The organism is Duganella hordei (assembly GCF_040369125.1).
Classification (GTDB): Bacteria; Pseudomonadota; Gammaproteobacteria; order Burkholderiales; family Burkholderiaceae_D; genus Rugamonas; species Rugamonas hordei.
In genome coordinates this window covers 1-19,233 of the sequence record NZ_BPWI01000019.1, presented here as the reverse complement: position 1 = coordinate 19,233, position 19,233 = coordinate 1, and the positions used below count along the sequence as shown (strand labels likewise).

Annotated in this window: 15 protein-coding genes and 1 tRNA gene; 4 read left to right on the top strand and 12 right to left on the bottom strand. The window is 59.0% G+C overall.

From position 1 onward, the window contains the following. Positions 1 to 13: 13 nt before the first annotated feature. The 3 genes from ABWW33_RS28320 (at position 14) to ABWW33_RS28310 (ending at position 3,592) form a co-directional block, all read left to right on the top strand. Entirely contained in the window at positions 14 to 490 is a 477-nt protein-coding gene (locus ABWW33_RS28320; protein WP_176655965.1) for an Lrp/AsnC family transcriptional regulator, read from the top strand. Between the two features lie 51 nt (positions 491 to 541). After that, positions 542 to 1,708, top strand: a complete 1,167-nt coding sequence (locus tag ABWW33_RS28315) for an HPP family protein (RefSeq protein ID WP_353404761.1) — start codon at positions 542 to 544, stop codon at positions 1,706 to 1,708. 78 nt (positions 1,709 to 1,786) lie between these two features. Next, on the top strand, positions 1,787 to 3,592 hold the full coding sequence (locus ABWW33_RS28310) for a DUF885 domain-containing protein (protein ID WP_353404760.1): 1,806 nt from the start codon (positions 1,787 to 1,789) through the stop codon (positions 3,590 to 3,592). A 53-nt stretch (positions 3,593 to 3,645) separates the two neighbouring features. Here the strand turns inward: ABWW33_RS28310 and ABWW33_RS28305 are convergent, their stop codons facing one another. Beyond that, complete coding sequence (locus ABWW33_RS28305; RefSeq protein ID WP_353404759.1) at positions 3,646 to 4,104, bottom strand: acyl-CoA thioesterase; 459 nt, start codon at positions 4,102 to 4,104, stop codon at positions 3,646 to 3,648. A 175-nt stretch (positions 4,105 to 4,279) separates the two neighbouring features. Between ABWW33_RS28305 and ABWW33_RS28300 the strand changes: the two genes are divergently transcribed. Further along, the gene (locus ABWW33_RS28300) at positions 4,280 to 5,695 is read left to right on the top strand and encodes a sensor histidine kinase (RefSeq protein WP_353404758.1); all 1,416 of its coding nucleotides are present in this window, start codon (positions 4,280 to 4,282) and stop codon (positions 5,693 to 5,695) included. Here the strand turns inward: ABWW33_RS28300 and ABWW33_RS28295 are convergent. The 11 genes from ABWW33_RS28295 to ABWW33_RS28245 form a co-directional block, all read right to left on the bottom strand. Beyond that, a complete protein-coding gene (locus ABWW33_RS28295) occupies positions 5,692 to 6,300 on the bottom strand; it encodes an ArsR family transcriptional regulator (protein ID WP_176655970.1) in 609 nt (202 codons plus the stop codon). The genes ABWW33_RS28300 and ABWW33_RS28295 overlap by 4 nt on opposite strands. Before the next feature lie 409 nt (positions 6,301 to 6,709). Continuing rightward, positions 6,710 to 10,942 carry a DNA-directed RNA polymerase subunit beta' gene (rpoC, locus tag ABWW33_RS28290; protein WP_353404757.1) on the bottom strand — a complete coding sequence of 1,411 codons (4,233 nt, stop codon included), beginning with the start codon at positions 10,940 to 10,942 and terminating at the stop codon, positions 6,710 to 6,712. Between the two features lie 72 nt (positions 10,943 to 11,014). Beyond that, positions 11,015 to 15,121 carry a DNA-directed RNA polymerase subunit beta gene (rpoB, locus tag ABWW33_RS28285; protein ID WP_176655972.1) on the bottom strand — a complete coding sequence of 1,369 codons (4,107 nt, stop codon included), beginning with the start codon at positions 15,119 to 15,121 and terminating at the stop codon, positions 11,015 to 11,017. A gap of 276 nt (positions 15,122 to 15,397) precedes the next feature. Continuing rightward, positions 15,398 to 15,769, bottom strand: a complete 372-nt coding sequence (gene rplL / locus ABWW33_RS28280) for a 50S ribosomal protein L7/L12 (protein ID WP_117012784.1) — start codon at positions 15,767 to 15,769, stop codon at positions 15,398 to 15,400. A 72-nt stretch (positions 15,770 to 15,841) separates the two neighbouring features. Beyond that, positions 15,842 to 16,375, bottom strand: coding sequence for a 50S ribosomal protein L10 (gene rplJ / locus ABWW33_RS28275; RefSeq protein WP_176655974.1), 534 nt, complete (start codon positions 16,373 to 16,375; stop codon positions 15,842 to 15,844). A gap of 259 nt (positions 16,376 to 16,634) precedes the next feature. Beyond that, positions 16,635 to 17,330, bottom strand: coding sequence for a 50S ribosomal protein L1 (gene rplA, locus ABWW33_RS28270; RefSeq protein ID WP_117012693.1), 696 nt, complete (start codon positions 17,328 to 17,330; stop codon positions 16,635 to 16,637). Between the two features lie 2 nt (positions 17,331 to 17,332). Further along, positions 17,333 to 17,764 carry a 50S ribosomal protein L11 gene (gene rplK, locus ABWW33_RS28265; protein WP_093561569.1) on the bottom strand — a complete coding sequence of 144 codons (432 nt, stop codon included), beginning with the start codon at positions 17,762 to 17,764 and terminating at the stop codon, positions 17,333 to 17,335. Positions 17,765 to 17,888: 124 nt separating this feature from the next. Then, positions 17,889 to 18,518, bottom strand: coding sequence for a transcription termination/antitermination protein NusG (gene nusG / locus ABWW33_RS28260; RefSeq protein ID WP_353404756.1), 630 nt, complete (start codon positions 18,516 to 18,518; stop codon positions 17,889 to 17,891). Continuing rightward, the gene (gene secE, locus ABWW33_RS28255) at positions 18,518 to 18,901 is read right to left on the bottom strand and encodes a preprotein translocase subunit SecE (protein ID WP_008444107.1); all 384 of its coding nucleotides are present in this window, start codon (positions 18,899 to 18,901) and stop codon (positions 18,518 to 18,520) included. Before secE ends, nusG begins: the two co-directional genes overlap by 1 nt. Positions 18,902 to 18,937: 36 nt before the next feature. Further along, positions 18,938 to 19,013 (bottom strand) — tRNA-Trp (locus ABWW33_RS28250). A gap of 66 nt (positions 19,014 to 19,079) precedes the next feature. Then, positions 19,080 to 19,233, bottom strand: a 154-nt coding sequence (locus tag ABWW33_RS28245; protein WP_509944966.1) for an EF-Tu C-terminal domain-related protein, incomplete at its 5' end; no start/stop codon positions are given.

The window sequence follows — 19,233 nt, the reverse complement described above, 5'->3', positions numbered from 1 at the left end:
ACGAATTAAGAGAATGAATCAACTTGACCGCTACGATTACGCCATCCTCTCCGCCCTGCAAGGGGACGGCACGCTCTCGATCGCCCAGCTCAGCGAGAAGGTCGGCCTGTCCAGCACGCCCTGCTGGAAACGCGTGCGCCGGCTGGAGGAGGAAGGCTATATCGAGAGCCGCGTGGCCATCGTCAACCGCCGCAAAGTGGGCTTGCCGGTGACGGTGTTCGTCAGCGTGCGCACCAGCCAGCACGATGAAAAGTGGCTGGCGCGCTTTGCCGCCGCCGTCATCGCGTTGCCGGAAGTGCAGGAATTTCACCGCATGAGCGGCGACATCGACTATCTTTTGAAGGTGGTTACGAGCGATATCGAAGGATATGACCGCTTTTACAAGAAACTGATCAAGGCCGCGCAGCTCACCGGCGTGTCGTCGGCGTTCTCGATGGAGCAGATCAAGATCACCACCGCCCTTCCGCTTGAGCTTGTTTCGCACCAATAAGGGGCAGACATGGGGTAATATTTGTCCCATTTCAAATACCTGATTTAACCCATGCGCGCATTGCTAGCCCCCTGGCTGCCCAGCCCCAGCACCGCCAGCCGCCGCGAACAGTTGCGCGCCGCCGGCGGCGCCCTGTTCGGCCTGCTGCTGACCGCCCTGATCGGGCTATACCTGTTCCCCGGCGGTTCCATCTTCCTGGTGGCGCCGATAGGCGCGTCCTCGGTGCTGCTGTTCGCGCTGCCCGCCAGTCCGCTGGCGCAGCCGTGGTCTGCCATCGGCGGCAACGTCGTCAGCGGGCTGATGGGTGTGATCTGCATGCGCTGCTTCGGCGACGTGCTGCCCGTGCCGCTGCTGTGCGCGCTGGCCGCCAGCACGGCGATCGCCGCGATGTTCGCGCTGCGCTGCCTGCATCCGCCCGGCGGCGCGGTGGCGCTGACCGCCGTGATCGGCGGCCCGGCCATCCACGCGGCCGGCTTCGCCTTCCCGCTGGTGACCGTGCTGGCCGACACCACGCTGCTGGCGGTCATGGCCATCCTCTACAACAACCTGACCGGGCGCCGCTATCCCCATGCGCAGCAAGGCGCGCATCCGAATCCGCACGCGACCCGGGACGCCGTGCCGACGGTGCGGCTGGGCTTCAAGCCCGAGGACCTGGACGCGGTGCTGCAGCAGTACAACCAGGTGCTGGACATCAGCCGCGACGACCTGGAGTCGCTGTTCATGCAGACCGAACAGCGCGCCTACCAGCGCCGCTTCGGCATCATCGCCTGCGCCGACATCATGTCGCGCGATATCGTCAACGCCGAGTTCGGCACACCGCTGGAAGAAGCCTGGCAGCTGATGCGCCTGCACCGCGTGGCCGCGCTGCCGGTGCTGAACCGGGCGCGGCGCGTGATCGGCATCGTCACGCAATCCGACTTCCTCGAGCATGGCGGACTGGACGACTATCGCGGCATCCGCCAGCAACTGCAGCGCTTCCTGCGCAAGACCGGCGTCACCCACACGGAAAAAGCCGAAGTGGTCGGCCAGATCATGACCCAGCATCCGACCACCGCGCGGCTGGACACGCCCATCGTCGACCTGGTGCCGCTGATGGCGGACTCGGGTTTCCACCACATCCCCATCGTCGACGAGGAGCAGCGGTTCGCCGGCCTCATCACGCAATCGGACCTGGTGGCGGCGCTGTACGAAAGCCGCTTCGCCGAGGCGGCGGCCTGATACAAATTTTTTCCCGGTCCGGCGGCGCTATCCCTTATGCTTAGCGCCGCTTGATTCACTATCGACCAGGAAACAGTTATGAAGCATCAACTTCGTCTCGCCGCGCTGGCTACCGCCGTAGCGCTGGCATTTGCCCCCGTTGCCAACAGCAACGCCGCCGATGCGCCCGCCGCACCGCACGCCAGCCCCGCGCCCGTGCACAAGGCCTTGCTGGCCATCGCCGACCAGTACTACGACGCCAGCGCGCGCTTCGAGCCCATCGGCGCCACCGAGAACGGCGACAACCGTTTCGACGACCAGCTCGGCATGAGCATCGCGCCGGCCAAGCGCGCGCAGCAATTCAAGCTGTACCGCCAGTTCGCCACCCGCCTGAAGACGATCAAGCGCGAGCAGCTCGACAGCGCGGACCGCATCAATTACGACATCCTCAGCTACGAGCTGCACGGCCTGCTGGCGATGGAGCGCTTCCCCGAGCACCTGCTGCCGATCAACCAGATGGACAGCGTGCCGGTCACCCTGGCCAACTACGCCGGCGGCGAGGCGTCGCAGCCGATCGGCACGGTCAAGCAATACCAGGCTTACCTGAGCCGCGTGGCGCAGCTGCCGGCCTGGATAGACCAGGCCATCGCCAATATGCGCGAAGGCATGAAGCAAGGCATCACCGAGCCGAAAGCCATCATGGAATCGGGCCTGCCGCAATTCAAGAAGCTGGTCAGCGACACGCCGGAAAGCAATATCTTCTACACGCCGATCACCAAGCTGCCGGCCGCCTTCTCCGACGCCGACAAGCAGCGCCTGACCGCGGCCTACCGCAAGGCCATCGCCGACAAGGTGATGCCGGCGCTGGCGCGCCTGGCGAACTTCCTGGAAACGGAATACGTGCCGGCCTGCCGCACCACGACCGGCCTCGGCGCGCTGCCGGACGGCGCCGCCTGGTACCAGGCCCGTGTCGCCAACGCGACGACAACCTCGCTGAAACCGGATGAAATCCACGCGATCGGCCTCAGGGAAGTCGCGCGCATCCAGGGCCAGTTCGAACTGCTCGGTCCCAAGCTGGGCTACAACGGCCCGGCCGCCGGCTTGCCGGTGTGGGTGGCGGCGCAGCCGAAGTTCTACCCGTTCAAGACTGAAGATGAAGTGCAGGCGGTGTACCGCAAGCTCAACGACGTGCTCGACACCAAGCTGCCGCTGATGTTCACGCTGCAGCCGAAAGCCAGGCTGGACCTGCGCCTCGAGCCCGAGCTGAGCCGCGCGACGGCTTCGGACCACTACACCGCGCCGGCCGGCGACGGTTCGCGTCCGGGCGTGTTCTGGTCGGTGGTCAACGATCCGACCAAGTACGGCAGCCCCGGCATGACCACGCTGTTCCTGCACGAAGGCAAGCCGGGCCACCACTTCCACATCGCGCTGATGCAGGAATTGAATCTGCCTAACTTCCGTAAATACGGCGGCAACAATGCCTACACCGAGGGCTGGGCGCTGTATGCGGAAACGCTGGGCAAGGAAATGGGCTTGTTTGAAGATCCGGCACAGTATTTCGGCCACCTGAACGACGAGCTGCTGCGCGCCACCCGCCTGGTGGTGGACACCGGCATGCACGCCCAGGGCTGGACCCGCGAGCAAAGCATCCAGTACATGCACGACACGCTGGGCTACGACACGGTGGCCAAGAGCGAAACCGAACGCTACATGGCGTGGCCGGGCCAGGCGCTGGGCTACAAGATCGGTTCGCTGAAGATCGTCGAGCTGCGTCAGCGCGCCGCCGCGGCGCTGGGCGACAAGTTCAGCCTGCCGAAGTTCCACGCGGTGGTGCTGGGCGACGGCACGCTGCCGCTGGCGCTGCTGGAGGAAAAAGTCGATCGCTGGATCGCGGCGCAAAAGTAATTGCCGGGAAAGTGACGACGCCCGCTGGCGGCGTCGTCAACGCGCTTTTCCATTTACTTGGCGTAACGCTTGATGCGAGCAATCACCCGTTCAGGCAAGGCCGTGATCTGTTTGGCATGATTGGCGAAGACGACCTGCTGACGCCCGACGGAGACCGCCTTGCCATCCGCATAAAAACGGAATTCCAGCCAAAATGAGCACTTCTTTATGTCAAAAGTATTCATCTCGCAGCTGATATCCTGGAACGGGAAGGTTTCCTGCAAATAGTCCTGTTCCGCATGTTTGGTGATGAATACCCCTTCCTTTTGCAGCATGTCGCGTGAAATACACTCGAAAAACCACTTTTCCCGGCAAATCCCCTGCCATTCGAAGTAACGCGCAAAGTAGGTATTGCCGTAGGCATTCGAGTCCTTCAGGTAGACCGTCAGGGTGTGGATAAAGGTCAGCCTGGCGTTGGCGGCGACAGCAGCGTTGATTTCGGACATTTCGACTTCGGTAGCGCGCAGCAACATGAGTATTCCCCTTTAAAAATGAAGCGCCGCGGCCGGCCGACCGCATGCGATCACTTAAAGCGGGTTTGCGTGATGCATGTTTGATCTGGCGCAAACTATTGTTCAATAGACAAGCGAACTATATCAACACGCGCAATACTTCGGGCTACCATCCAAAGCCCGTTGGAAAGAGCACATGCATTCCCTCCTGCCCGCCGTGGTTTCCCTGCTATTCCTTTGCTACGGCGCCTACGTGCTGCATTCGCGCGGGGTAAGCCGCATCAGCCTGACCTTTTTCCTGTTGTGTACAACCACCTTTTGCTGGCAGTTCACCTGGGCAGTGCTGTTCCAGATCCACGACGAACACGAGGCTATGTCGCTGGCGAAGATGGGGTATCTGCTGATCCTGTTCCTGCCGACCACGCTGTACCACTTCATCGCCGAATTGACGGCGCAGCGCAGCGAGCGGCGCTGGGTGGAGCTGTCCTATCTGCTGGCCGGCCTGCTGGGCGTGATCCTGTTGAGCACGAACTACCTGATTTCCGGCCTCTATCCCTATTTCTTCGGTTTTTACCCCAAGGCCGGCCCGCTGCACCCGCTGCACCTGGCGCAGACCGGGATCGTCGTCAGCCGCGGCCTGTGGCTGCTCTACAGGCGCCAGCGGATGGCGGTATCGACCGAAAGGACCCGGCTGCGCTATTGCCTGGTCAGCATGCTGATCTATTTCTTCGCCTCGGTCGATTATTTGTGCAATTACGGCATGCAGTTCTATCCGCCGGGCGTGCTGTTCGTGGCGGCCAGCCTCGGCCTGATCGCCCAGGCCATGGTCCGGCACAACCTGCTGGCGGACCCGATGGAGGTGGCGGCCACCATCGCCCACGAAATGCGCACGCCGCTGGCGACCATACGCAACCAGTCCCGGGTGCTGGCCAAGTGCCTGCCGGAACTGTTGGCCGGCTACCAGATGGCGGTCGAGCACCAGCACATCGACCAGCGGCTGCAGCCGGCGCAGCTGCAATACCTGGGCAAGCTGACCCAGCACATCGATGCCGAAATCAGCCGCTCCAATTTCATCGTCGACATGATGCTGGCCTCGGCGCGCGCCGGCACGCTGAACCGTAGCGATTTCGCCCATCACTCGATCAAAAAATGCGTGGAGGAGGCGCTGGCCTGTTATCCGTTCGAGAGCTCGATGCGCGATAAAGTGGTGGTGAAGGCGGCCGAGGACTTTACCTTTTTCGGCTCGGATGTATTGCTGGTCTATGTTTTATACAATCTCTTTAAAAACTCGCTGCATGCGATCAAATCCGCAGGACGGGGTGAAGTCGAGATTGCTTTCTTTACGAACGGGAATAGCAAGCAATTGCTGGTGACGGATACCGGCGCGGGTATTCCGGATGATGTATTGCCGCATGTATTCGAGCCGTTTTATAGCACCCGGCATAATGGCGGCGGCACCGGCATGGGATTGGCATTCTGCCAGCGTGTCATTACCGCTTTTGGCGGCAGGATTCATTGCGAATCCCAGGCGGGGCGATATACGCGCTTTTCTTTATTATTCCCGCAAAAAGACACGACGCCGATGTGGGCCGCCGCCGAGCTGATGGATTAATTCACGGCTACGTCTTCGCCGCTGATTTTCTCAAGATCGTTTTCATCGCCCAATACATAAATCTTTTGCTCGCGTAGCACTTGCAGAATAAATGGCTGTTGTTCGCGCAGGCGGCGCTTGAAATCGGGAATGGAGTACAGGTTGGGATTAATCTTGCGGCGTAATAAACGCTCGGCGACCGGCAACCTGGATAATAATTCGCCGTAGCTGGTGTTATCGCCGATCAGCATTAATTCCACCGGCGTATCCATGCCCTCGTGTTCCTTGGCGGTGGCGCCATAAACAAATGCCACATTCAATACGTGTTGCAACGGCGCCAGCGCCGAATTCAACACGCTGACCAGTCCGAAGGTTTTCTTGACCAGGTTGCTTAATTCCCCGAACACGATGCATTCCTTGTTGGGCTTGAACCGGCGCACATTGCCGATCCGCTCGGACACGATGACGCCCGACTCATGCAGCCGTTTGAGCTCCCGCTGAGCCGATGCGCTGCCCAAACCGGTCAGGCGCATGATCTCGTTCAAGTGGAAGCCTTGATTGACACGTACAAAGAGCAAGCCCAGCAGCTTTTGCTGGGCAGGGGTAAAGAGTGCTTGAGCGATCATGAGCCAAATCTTAGCATGAACGAACTGCTGTCTGGCATGTTTAACATGGGTTTTGCAGGCCAGCTTGCATCGGACCAGGCTGCGGGCGGACTTGGCGGTTGCAGGCCAGCAAATCACGCTAGACGAGACCCGTCCATATTGGATATGCGTACAGATAAACGGAGGTTACGATAAAGCCGAAACTGCTCGAGCGAACCACAATGGGCCAGGCTCAGCGTGGATGAAAAGCATGCATATGCCATTTAAGGCTAAGAGTATGCGATATATTAAATCTTTTAGAGCCCGGCGAAAGCCGTCGACAGATGAGATTAAACTATTCAGCAATACCTGGCGAAGTTGTTAATCGCGAATGCAAATAAAAAAACGGCACCCGAAGGTGCCGTTTTTATTTGCGGGACTAAAAGCTGAATTACGCTTCGCCGTCGTGCGGAGTAACCGTTTCGGTTGCTTCCACATCGCCGCCGGACATCGAGGCTTTTTCCGCCAGCAGCAGGGCTTGACGCTCTTCCACTTCCCACGCTTCTTTTTCTTTGCGTGCGCGGTGGAATGCCAGACCCGTACCGCCTGGAATCAGGCGACCAACGATGACGTTTTCTTTCAGACCGCGCAGACCATCGCGCTTGCCCATGATTGCGGCTTCGGTCAGAACGCGGGTAGTTTCCTGGAACGATGCGGCCGAGATAAACGAATCGGTCGACAGCGATGCCTTGGTAATACCCAGCAATACGTTTTCGTAGGTGGCAGGCAGTTTGCCTTCCGCGGTAACGCGATCGTTTTCGTCCAGCAGTTCCGAACGCTCAATCTGCTCGCCAACGATATAGTTGGTGTCGCCGGCATTAACGATCTGAACACGACGCAGCATCTGACGCACAATCACTTCGATGTGCTTGTCGTTAATCTTCACGCCCTGCAGACGGTACACGTCCTGCACTTCGTCAACGATGTAGCGAGCCAGCGCTTCGATACCCAGCAGGCGCAGGATGTCTTGTGGATCGGCCGGGCCGTCCACGATCATCTCGCCCTTGTTCACCACCTGGCCGTCGTGCACCAGCACTTGCTTGTCCTTGGTAATCAGGAACTCGTGCTTGTTGCCGTCCATGTCGGTGATTTCCAGACGCTGCTTGCCCTTGGTTTCTTTACCGAATGCAACAGTACCGGTAACTTCCGCCAGCATGCCCGCGTCTTTCGGCGAACGTGCTTCGAACAGCTCGGCAACGCGCGGCAGACCACCGGTAATATCGCGGGTTTTCTGCGATTCGGTCGGGATACGTGCCAGCACTTCACCAACCGATACCGACTGGCCATCTTTCACCATGATCAGCGCGCCGACCTGGAAGCCGATCGCCACGGCGTGTTCTGTGCCGGCGATCTTCACTTCTTGGCCTTCTTCGTTCAGCAGCTTGACCTGTGGACGCATGGTCTTGGTCAGCGAACCACGGCGTTTCGCATCGATGACCACCAGGGTCGACAGACCGGTGACTTCGTCGACCTGACGGGCAACGGTCACGCCTTCTTCCACATTCTCGAAACGCACGGTACCGGCGTATTCGGTAATGATCGGACGGGTCAGCGGATCCCAGGTTGCCAGCGCGGTACCGGCCTTGATCACCAGACCGTCCTTGACGATCAGGGTCGCGCCGTACGGCACCTTGTGACGCTCACGCTCACGGCCGTGGTCGTCGGTGATCAGCACTTCGCCCGAACGGGAAATGACGATTTGCGCGCCCTTGCCGTTGGTAACGTAACGCATGGTCGAGGTGAAACGGATGGTACCGTTCGACTTCGCTTCCACCGACGATGCCACTGCCGCACGCGACGCCGCACCACCGATGTGGAAGGTACGCATGGTCAGCTGGGTACCAGGTTCGCCGATCGACTGCGCAGCGACCACACCGACGGCTTCGCCGGCGTTGACCAGCATGCCGCGACCCAGATCGCGACCGTAGCACTTGGCGCACAGGCCGAAGCGCGTGTCGCAAGTCAGCGGAGTGCGAACCTTGACTTCGTCGATCGACAGACGCTCGATCTCTTCGACCATGTCTTCGTCCATCAGCGTGCCGGCTTCGTACAGCGTAGCCTGGGTCTCTGGATTGACGACGTCGTTGACCACCACGCGGCCGAGGATACGGTCGCGCAGCGCTTCGATAACCTCACCACCCTCGACCATCGCCTTCATCAGCGTGCCGTTGGTCGTGCCGCAATCATCTTCGATAACGACCAGATCCTGGGTCACGTCGACCAGACGACGGGTCAGGTAACCCGAGTTCGCGGTTTTCAGTGCCGTATCGGCCAGACCTTTACGAGCGCCGTGGGTCGAGATGAAGTACTGCAACACGTTCAGGCCTTCGCGGAAGTTCGCGGTAATCGGCGTTTCGATAATCGAACCGTCCGGTTTCGCCATCAGACCACGCATACCTGCCAGCTGGCGAATCTGCGCCGCGGAACCGCGGGCGCCCGAGTCGGCCATCATGTAAATCGCGTTGAAGGATTCCTGGGTGGACTTGGTGCCGTCACGCTTGATGACGTCTTCCACTTTCAGCTGGTCCATCATGGCCTTGCCGACTTCATCGGAGGTCTTGCCCCAGATGTCGACCACTTTGTTGTAACGCTCGCCGGCGGTCACCAGACCCGAAGCGTACTGCTGCTCGATCTGTTTGACTTCGGACTCTGCAGCCGAAATCAGGGTGACTTTTTGAGGCGGTACCAGCATGTCGTCCACGCAGATCGAAATACCGGCGCGGGTCGCCAGGCGGAAGCCCGACTGCATCAGCTGGTCGGCAAACACCACCGTCGCGCGCAAGCCGCACTTACGGAAGGACGTGTTGATCAGCTTGGAAATCTCTTTCTTCTTCAGCGCGCGGTTCAGCACGGAGAATGGCAGGCCTTTCGGCAGGATTTCCGACAGGATGGCGCGGCCGACCGTGGTCTCGTAGCGGGTCACGGTGCGGACGAATTCGCCCGTCACTGGATCCTTGGGATTCTCGACGATACGCACGGTGATACGGGTGGTCAGTTCCACTTCCTTGTTGTCATAGGCACGAATGACTTCCGACACGTCAGGGAACAGCATGCCTTCGTTTTTCGCATTGATCGCTTCGCGGGTCGCGTAGTACAGACCCAGCACGATATCCTGCGAAGGAACGATCGACGGCTCGCCGTTCGACGGGAACAGGATGTTGTTCGAAGCCAGCATCAAGGTGCGGGCTTCCATCTGTGCTTCGATCGACAGCGGAACGTGGACTGCCATCTGGTCACCGTCGAAGTCGGCGTTGAATGCCGCGCAGACGAGTGGGTGCAGCTGGATGGCCTTGCCTTCGATCAGGACCGGCTCGAAAGCCTGGATACCCAGACGGTGCAGCGTAGGCGCACGGTTCAGCATGATCGGGTGTTCGCGGATCACGTCTTCCAGGATGTCCCAGACGACCGGTTCCTGGATCTCGACCAGCTTCTTGGCGGCCTTGATCGTGGTAGCCAGGCCCATCAGTTCCAGCTTGTTGAAGATGAACGGCTTGAACAGTTCCAGCGCCATCAGCTTCGGCAGGCCGCACTGGTGCAGTTTCAGCTGCGGACCCACCACGATGACCGAACGGCCCGAGTAGTCGACGCGCTTGCCCAGCAAGTTCTGACGGAAACGGCCGCCCTTACCCTTGATCATCTCAGCCAGCGATTTCAGCGGACGCTTGTTGGCGCCGGTCATCGCTTTGCCGCGACGGCCGTTGTCCAGCAGCGAATCGACCGCTTCTTGCAGCATGCGCTTTTCGTTGCGCGTGATGATCTCTGGAGCGCGCAGCTCCATCAGGCGTTTCAGGCGGTTGTTACGGTTGATCACGCGGCGATACAGATCGTTCAGATCCGAGGTCGCGAAGCGGCCACCGTCCAGCGGTACCAGCGGACGCAGTTCCGGCGGCAGCACCGGCAGCACTTCCATGATCATCCACTCAGGCTTGATGCCCGAGCGCTGGAACGCTTCCAGCACTTTCAGGCGCTTGGCGTATTTCTTGATCTTGGCTTCGGACTTCGATTCCTTCAGTTCCACGCGCAGGGTCTCGGCATCGCGGTGGATGTCGATCGAGCGCAGCAGTTCGCGGATACCTTCAGCGCCCATGAAGGCGGTGAAGTCGTCGCCGTACTCTTCGTACTTGGCGGCGTAGTCGTCTTCCGACATGATCTGGCACTTCTTCAGCGGGGTCATGCCTGGATCGGTCACGACGTATGCTTCGAAGTACAGCACGCGTTCGATGTCCCGCAGCGTCATGTCCAGCACCATGCCCAGACGGGATGGCAGCGACTTCAGGAACCAGATGTGCGCGGTCGGCGACGCCAGCTCGATGTGGCCCATGCGCTCGCGGCGCACCTTGGCCAGCGTGACTTCAACGCCGCACTTTTCGCAGATGACGCCGCGGTGCTTCAGGCGCTTGTACTTGCCGCACAGGCATTCGTAGTCCTTGATCGGGCCAAAGATCTTGGCGCAGAACAGACCGTCGCGCTCAGGCTTGAAGGTACGATAGTTGATGGTTTCCGGCTTTTTAACTTCGCCGTAGGACCACGAACGGATTTTTTCAGGCGAAGCGAGACCGATTTTGATCGCGTCAAAAGTCTCGTTCGTCTGTACTTGCTTGAATAGATCGAGCAGTGCTTTCATGTATCACTCCAGGTAGTGATGAATTCTTTAAACTGCCCCGCCGGCGAAGGCCGGCGGGGCCCGTGCGATGTTTTAGTTGCGTTCCAGGTCGATATCGATACCCAGGGAACGGATCTCTTTCACCAGCACGTTGAACGATTCAGGCATACCGGCGTCGATCACGTGGTCGCCTTTGACCAGGTTTTCATACACTTTGGTACGGCCGTTCACGTCATCCGACTTAACGGTCAACATTTCTTGCAGCACATACGATGCGCCGTATGCTTCCAGTGCCCACACCTCCATCTCACCGAAGCGCTGGCCGCCGAACTGGGCTTTACCGCCCAGTGGCTGCTGCGTTACCAGCGAGTATGGACCGGTCGAACGCGCGTGCATCTTGTCGTCGACCAAGTGGTGCAGTTTCAGCATGTGCATCACGCCGACGGTAACCTTGCGCTCGAACGCTTCGCCGGTGCGGCCGTCATACATCGTGACCTGATTCTTCGACGGGGTCATGCCCAGCTTGGCGGCGATGTCGTCCGGATACGCCAGGTCCAGCATGCGGCGGATTTCCGATTCGTGCGCGCCGTCGAACACCGGAGTAGCGAACGGAACACCCTTCTTCAGGTTGTTCGCCAGCTTCATGATCTCTTCGTCGTCGAACTGGTCCAGGTCTTCCGGACGGCCGTTCTCGTTGTAGACGGTGGTCAGGAACTTGCGCATCTCTTCGACCTTGATCTGCTGCTGCAGCATCTCGCCGATACGGATACCCAGGCCCTTGGCGGCCCAACCCAGGTGGGTCTCGAGAATCTGACCCACGTTCATACGGGAAGGCACACCCAGCGGGTTCAGCACCACGTCGGCCGGCGTACCGTCGGCCATGTATGGCATGTCTTCCACCGGCACGATACGGGAAACCACACCCTTGTTACCGTGGCGACCCGCCATCTTGTCGCCCGACTGCAGGCGGCGCTTGACGGCCAGATACACTTTGACCATCTTCTGCACGCCAGGTTGCAGCTCGTCGCCCTGGGTCAGTTTCTTGCGCTTCTCTTCGAAGGCCAGGTCGAACTGGTGGCGCTTCTCGTTGATCGATTCCTTGATCGCTTCCAGCGCGGTAGCAGCGGCGTCGTCCGCAGGGCGGATGTCGAACCAGTGGTACTTGTCCAGATCGGCCAGGTATTCCTTGGTGATCTTGGCGCCCTTGGCCAGCTTCTTCGGACCGCCGTTGACCACTTGGCCGATCAGCATTTTTTCCAGACGCTGGAAGGCATCGCCCTCCACAATACGCATCTGGTCGTTCAGGTCCAGGCGGAAACGCTTCAGTTCATCGTCGATGATCTGTTGCGCGCGCTTGTCGCGAACGATGCCTTCACGGGTGAAGACCTGCACGTCGATGACGGTGCCGATCATGCCCGATGGCACGCGCAGCGAGGTGTCCTTGACGTCCGATGCCTTCTCGCCGAAGATCGCGCGCAGCAGCTTCTCTTCCGGGGTCAGCTGGGTTTCGCCTTTAGGCGTGACCTTGCCGACCAGGGTGTCGCCCGCTTGCACTTCCGCGCCGATGTAGACGATACCGGACTCATCCAGACGAGCCAGCTGGTTCTCAGCCAGGTTCGAGATGTCGCGGGTGATTTCTTCCGCGCCCAGCTTGGTATCGCGTGCAACAACGCTCAGCTCTTCGATGTGAATCGAGGTGTAGCGGTCGTCCTTGACGACGTTTTCCGAGATCAGGATCGAATCTTCGAAGTTCAGACCATTCCATGGCATGAAGGCCACGGTCATGTTCTGGCCCAGAGCCAGCTCGCCCAGGTCGGTCGATGCGCCGTCGGCGATCACGTCGCGCTTGGCCACGCGGTCGCCCACCTTGACGATAGGACGCTGGTTGATGTTGGTGTTCTGGTTCGAACGGGTGTACTTGATCAGGTTGTAGATGTCGACACCGACTTCGCCGGCGGTGGCTTCGTCATCGTTGACGCGGATCACGACACGGCCCGCGTCGATGTAGTCGACGATACCGCCGCGCAGTGCCTGCACGGTGGTGCCCGAGTCGACTGCCACGGTGCGTTCGATGCCGGTACCGACCAGTGCTTTTTCAGGGCGCAGGCAAGGAACCGCCTGGCGCTGCATGTTGGCACCCATCAATGCGCGGTTCGCGTCATCGTGTTCGAGGAACGGAATCAGCGATGCCGCCACGGAAACGATCTGGCCAGGCGCCACGTCCATGTACTGGATGCGCTCCGGGGATACCAGGATGGTTTCGCCGGCTTCACGGGCCGATACCAGCTCATCGCTCAGCGTGCCTTCATCGCTGATGGTCGCATTCGCCTGGGCGATGATGTAGCGGCCTTCTTCGATGGCGGACAGGTAGTCGATCTGGTCGGTGATCTTGGAGCCCTCGACCTTGCGGTATGGGGTTTCCAGGAAGCCGTATTCGTTCAGGCGGGCGTACAGCGCCAGCGAGTTGATCAGGCCGATGTTCGGGCCTTCAGGCGTTTCGATCGGACACACGCGGCCGTAGTGGGTCGGGTGCACGTCGCGCACCTCGAAGCCGGCGCGTTCGCGGGTCAGACCGCCAGGTCCCAGGGCGGATACACGGCGTTTGTGCGTGATTTCCGACAGCGGGTTGGTCTGGTCCATAAACTGAGACAGCTGCGACGAGCCGAAGAACTCGCGGATTGCGGCCGAGATCGGCTTCGAGTTGATCAGGTCGTGCGGCATCAGGTTGTCGGCTTCTGCCTGACCCAGACGCTCTTTCACGGCGCGCTCAACGCGCACCAGGCCGGCGCGGAACTGGTTCTCGGCCAGTTCGCCGACGCAACGCACGCGGCGGTTACCCAGGTGATCGATATCGTCGACTTCGCCGCGGCCATTGCGCAGTTCCACCAGGATCTTGATCACGGCCAGCACGTCTTCGTTCGACAGCGTCATGGCGCCGGTCAGTTCGTCGCGGCCGATGCGGCGGTTGAACTTCATGCGGCCGACGGCGGACAGGTCGTAGCGGTCGGCGCTGTAGAACAGGCCGTTGAACAGCGCTTCGACGGAGTCTTCCGTTGGCGGTTCGCCAGGACGCATCATGCGGTAGATCGCGACGCGGGCGGCCATCTGGTCGGCGGTGTCGTCGATGCGCAGGGTTTGCGAAATATAGGCGCCCTGGTCCAGGTCGTTGGTGTACAGCGTCTGGATTTCGGAGATGTTGGCTTCGCGCAGGCGGCCCAACACGTCTTCGGTCAGCTCGTCGTTGGCGGACGCGACGACTTCGCCGGTCTCAGGATCGACGATGTTCTTGGCCAGCACGCGGCCCAGCAGGTAGTCTTCCGGCACGGAGATATGCTTGATGCCGTTCGATTCGATGTCGCGCACGTGCTTGGCGTTGATGCGCTTGTCCTTCAGGACCAGCGTCTTGCCTTCCTTGTTGACGATGTCGAAACGCGCGACTTCGCCACGCAGGCGCTCGGCGACGAATTCCATTTCCGCGCCTTCGGAGCGCAGGTTGAAATTGTCGAACACGAAGAAGTTCGCCAGGATCTGCTCGTGCGACATGCCGATCGCCTTCAGCAGTATCGTTACCGGCATCTTGCGGCGGCGGTCGACGCGGAAGAACAGGATGTCTTTCGGGTCGAACTCGAAGTCCAGCCACGAACCGCGGTAAGGAATGATACGCGCGGAGAACAGCAGTTTGCCCGACGAGTGGGTCTTGCCGCGGTCGTGCTCAAAGAACACGCCAGGGGAGCGATGCAGCTGCGAAACGATAACGCGCTCGGTACCGTTGATGACGAACGAACCGGTGGTGGTCATCAGGGGCAGTTCGCCCATGTAGACTTCCTGTTCCTTCATCTCCTTGACGACCGGCTTGGTCGGCGATTCCTTGTCCAGGATCACCAGGCGCACCTTGGCGCGCAGCGGCGACGCGAACGTCAGGCCACGCAGTTGGCATTCCTTGACGTCGAAGGCGGGATCGCCCAGAACGTACGACAGGAATTCGAGACGCGCAAAACCATTGTGCGAAACGATAGGGAAAATCGAGGTAAAGGCCGACTGCAGGCCGTCGTTCTTGCGTGTCGACGGTGCTACGTCTTCTTGCAAGAAACTATGGTAGGACTCGAGCTGGGTAGCCAGCAGGAACGGAACGTGGTGAACGTTGGCGCGCTTCGCGAATGATTTGCGAATGCGTTTCTTCTCAGTAAATGAGTAGTGCATGGACACTCCGTGAGTGACAGAAAGGATAAAAAATTCAGGTTTTGCCAGTGCACTATTAGCCACTTCAGCAACAAGATCGGCTGCATGTCACACAGACGAAACCTGAAACTTCTACCATTTCCAGCTGATGATATAAAAACTGCTTCAAACTGCGGCGTTGGACAAACGCTACAAATACGACGAGGACGACAAAGGAGCCAAAGCCGGATTTCCTCCCTTTCGAAAGGAAATCCGCAGCTTTGGCTCGTGGCGCTAGCTAGCCGCCGTACAACTTGATTACTTCAGGTCGGCCTTGGCGCCAGCTTCTTCCAGCTTTTTCTTAGCGGCTTCAGCGTCAGCTTTCGACAGGGCTTCTTTAACGGTCTTAGGAGCGCCATCAACCACGTCTTTGGCTTCTTTCAGGCCCAGACCGGTGATTTCGCGAACTGCTTTAATAACGCCAACTTTGTTTGCGCCGACTTCGGTCAGAACAACGTTGAACTCGGTTTGCTCTTCAACTGCAGCAGCAGCTGCGCCGCCGGCTGCTGGAGCAGCCATTGCAGCGGCCGAAACGCCGAATTTTTCTTCGAATGCTTTGACCAGTTCGTTCAGGTCCATTACGGACATTTCGCTAACTGCGTTCAGGATGTCGTCTTTGCTAATTGCCATTTGAAACTCCAATAATTTTTTGATTCGTTAATACATCAGATTGGTACTTGAGAAAAAAACCGGCTGCGGCAATTAAGCCGCGGCTGGGGCTTCTTCCGCTGCAGCTGCAGCAGGAGCGCCTTCGGATTTTTTCGCTGCCAGAGCAGCCAGACCACGTGCAAAGCCCGACACCGGAGCCAGCATAACGCCCAACAACTGCGAAATGAGGACTTCACGGCTAGGAATGCTCGCCAACGCTGCAACAGCTGCTTTATCCAGCTGCTTGCCTGCGTAGTTGCCTGCGGTGATGACCAGTTTGTCGTTGGTTTTAGCAAAGTCAGCGATGACTTTAGCTGCTGCAACGGCATCGTCCGAGATCGAGTAGATCAACGGACCGGTCATGCTGTCTGCCAGGCTGGCGAACTGCGTGCCTTCGACGGAGCGACGTGCGAGGGTGTTTTTCAACACTCGCAGGTACACGCCTTGAGCGCGCGCTTTGGCACGAAGTTGCGTCAAGTGAGCAACCTGGATGCCACGATATTCGGCCACGACGATAGTTTGCGCAGTTGCTACTTTTGCGGAAACTTCGGCGACGACGGCCTTTTTGTCATTCAGATTGAGACCCACGGTCAACCTCCTTAAATGATGACGGGCAACTGCCTGCCATCGGTTCGAACAACGGCGTCCGAGGTTTAGGAGTCCAATGGACTACGAAACTTGATCGGGTACACCATCTGCGTTGGGTGAAAAATTCAATTAACCCGGCGCCTGCCTGATGCGCTGAGCCCAACGGTCTTTGATTGTTGGCCGCCGCTGCCGAAGCAACGACAACCATCCCAAAGAACTGCCCCAGGCTTTTCAGCCCAAGGACTTAATACGATAAAACTTAAGCAGCCAGGGTAGCCTGGTCAACACGGACGCCGGCGCCCATGGTCGACGACAGCGATACCTTGCGCAGGTATACACCCTTGCTGGTGGCTGGCTTGGCTTTGTTCAGTGCGTCGATCAGGGCAACCAGGTTGCTCTTCAGATCTGCGTCAGCGAACGACTTGCGGCCGATGGTCGCGTGGATGATACCGGCTTTGTCGGTACGGTACTGAACCTGGCCGGCTTTCGCGTTTTTCACGGCGGTAGCGACGTCAGGGGTAACGGTGCCGACTTTCGGGTTAGGCATCAGGCCGCGCGGGCCCAGGATCTGACCCAGGGTACCAACGATACGCATGGTGTCTGGCGAAGCGATGACGATGTCGAAAGGCATGTCGCCGGCTTTGACGCGCTCGGCCAGGTCTTCCATACCGACTACGTCGGCGCCGGCGGCTTTAGCCTGCTCGGCTTTTTCGCCCGAAGCGAACACAGCAACGCGAACGGTCTTGCCGGTGCCGGCTGGCAGCACGACGGAACCGCGAACGACCTGGTCCGACTTCTTAGGATCCACACCCAGCTGTACCGACACGTCGATCGATTCATTGAACTTGGCGGTGGCCAGTTCCTTGATCAGAGCGACAGCGTTGTCGAATGCGTAGGTTTTGGTGCTATCAACTTTGGCTTTGATAGCTTTAGCGCGTTTGGACAGTTTTGCCATGATTACAGACCTTCCACCGTGATGCCCATCGAACGTGCGGAACCAGCGATGGTGCGTACAGCAGCATCCATGTCGGCAGCGGTCAGATCTGGGGTTTTCAATTTAGCGATTTCTTCAGCTTGAGCGCGGGTCAGCTTACCGACTTTGTCGGTATGTGGCTTCGGCGAACCTTTGGTGACGCCCGAGTGCTTCTTGATCAGGTAGGTCGCTGGAGGGGTCTTCATCACGAAGGTGAAGGACTTGTCAGCGAACGCGGTGATCACGACTGGAATCGGCATGCCTGGTTCCATACCTTGGGTCTGCGCGTTGAACGCTTTGCAGAATTCCATGATGTTCAGACCGCGTTGACCCAGAGCTGGACCGATCGGTGGGGATGGGTTTGCTTTACCAGCTGGCACTTGCAGCTTGATAAAACCAATGATTTTCTTTGCCATGATGGCTCCTATCTTGGATATGAGTAGTAGCGCCCCACCATGCGTGTTCTGCAGGGCAGGGCTCCTCTTGCGCCAGATTTGCGGTGGTTTTCACACCGTCGCCCGTTCTGGCGAACGGTGCTGCTTATACTTTTTCGACCTGGCCGAACTCAAGTTCCACCGGAGTGGCGCGACCGAAGATGGTAACCGACACGCGCACTTTGGATTTCTCGTAGTTGACTTCTTCGACATTGCCGTTGAAATCGGTGAACGGGCCATCCTTGATGCGGACTTGCTCGCCCACTTCGTACAGCACTTTCGGCCGCGGCTTCTCGACACCCTCTTGCATCTGCTGCATGATCTTGTCGATCTCGCGCGCTGGAATCGGGGTCGGCTTGTTCGATTTGCCGCCGATGAAGCCGGTCACCTTGTTGGTGTTTTTCACCAAGTGCCACGTTTCGTCGGTCATTTCCATCTCAACCAGCACATAACCCGGGAAGAAACGACGCTCGGTGACGGACTTTTGGCCGTTGCGGACTTCGACCACTTCTTCGGTCGGCACCAGGATCTGGCCAAACTGCTCTTGCATGCCGGCGCGCTCGACGCGCTCCATCAGGGCACGCTGGACACTTTTTTCCATGCCGGAATACGCATGTACAACGTACCAGCGCTTGTTGCTCACCGGTACGCTGATTGGCGCTGCGCCAGCATCTTGCGGCTGATCGTCACCCGGCCCGGGGACGCCCGCCGCGCCATCTTGCACATTTTCGCTCATTATTTTCGTATACCCAGAATGACGTCGTACAACAGGAACTCAAGTGTCTTATCCGTGCCCCACAGGAACAACGCCATCACCAGCACAAAGGCAAACACGATGCCCGTGATCTGGGTAGCTTCGCGACGGGTAGGCCAAACGACCTTTTTCGTTTCGCGTACGGCTTCTTTGGCGAAATTCAGGAATTCACGGCCAGTCGTCGAGGTCCACAAGAGCAGAACGGCAAAAGCCAAACCAGCTACAAGTGCGCCTGCGCGTACGAGAGCTGGTTTGTCTGACAGGTAATAAAACCCGACCACACCTGCGATTGCAACGGCTATTGCCAGAGCAACCTTAATCTTGTCATTCGACGTGCTGACGGTCTGCACGGATTGATTTGACATTTATATTTACTTTCGGTGCCCTGCACCTGAAAACGGTGGCAGGGACGGAGGGCATCGAACCCCCAACCTTCGGTTTTGGAGACCGACGCTCTGCCAATTGAGCTACGTCCCTACGTAAAACTACAAAGGATAACGATTATACCACCAGAGACGCCCCTGGTGGTACGACCACTATTCCTTAGGCGATGATTTTCGCCACAACGCCTGCGCCAACGGTACGGCCGCCTTCGCGGATTGCGAAGCGCAGACCTTCTTCCATCGCGATCGGGTTGATCAGCTTGACGGTGATCGACACGTTATCGCCTGGCATAACCATTTCTTTGTCCGCTGGC

What these genes read in the sequence shown, in the direction of transcription:
- nusG (WP_353404756.1), bottom strand. Translation starts at nt 18,518, where the DNA reads ATGAGCGAAAATGTGCAAGATGGCGCGGCGGGCGTCCCCGGGCCGGGT.
- ABWW33_RS28295 (WP_176655970.1), bottom strand. Translation starts at nt 6,300, where the DNA reads ATGATCGCTCAAGCACTCTTTACCCCTGCCCAGCAAAAGCTGCTGGGC.
- ABWW33_RS28300 (WP_353404758.1), top strand. Translation starts at nt 4,280, where the DNA reads ATGCATTCCCTCCTGCCCGCCGTGGTTTCCCTGCTATTCCTTTGCTAC.
- ABWW33_RS28310 (WP_353404760.1), top strand. Translation starts at nt 1,787, where the DNA reads ATGAAGCATCAACTTCGTCTCGCCGCGCTGGCTACCGCCGTAGCGCTG.
- rpoC (WP_353404757.1), bottom strand. Translation starts at nt 10,942, where the DNA reads ATGAAAGCACTGCTCGATCTATTCAAGCAAGTACAGACGAACGAGACT.
- secE (WP_008444107.1), bottom strand. Translation starts at nt 18,901, where the DNA reads ATGTCAAATCAATCCGTGCAGACCGTCAGCACGTCGAATGACAAGATT.
- ABWW33_RS28320 (WP_176655965.1), top strand. Translation starts at nt 14, where the DNA reads ATGAATCAACTTGACCGCTACGATTACGCCATCCTCTCCGCCCTGCAA.
- ABWW33_RS28315 (WP_353404761.1), top strand. Translation starts at nt 542, where the DNA reads ATGCGCGCATTGCTAGCCCCCTGGCTGCCCAGCCCCAGCACCGCCAGC.
- rplK (WP_093561569.1), bottom strand. Translation starts at nt 17,764, where the DNA reads ATGGCAAAGAAAATCATTGGTTTTATCAAGCTGCAAGTGCCAGCTGGT.
- rplL (WP_117012784.1), bottom strand. Translation starts at nt 15,769, where the DNA reads ATGGCAATTAGCAAAGACGACATCCTGAACGCAGTTAGCGAAATGTCC.
- ABWW33_RS28305 (WP_353404759.1), bottom strand. Translation starts at nt 4,104, where the DNA reads ATGTTGCTGCGCGCTACCGAAGTCGAAATGTCCGAAATCAACGCTGCT.
- rplA (WP_117012693.1), bottom strand. Translation starts at nt 17,330, where the DNA reads ATGGCAAAACTGTCCAAACGCGCTAAAGCTATCAAAGCCAAAGTTGAT.
- rpoB (WP_176655972.1), bottom strand. Translation starts at nt 15,121, where the DNA reads ATGCACTACTCATTTACTGAGAAGAAACGCATTCGCAAATCATTCGCG.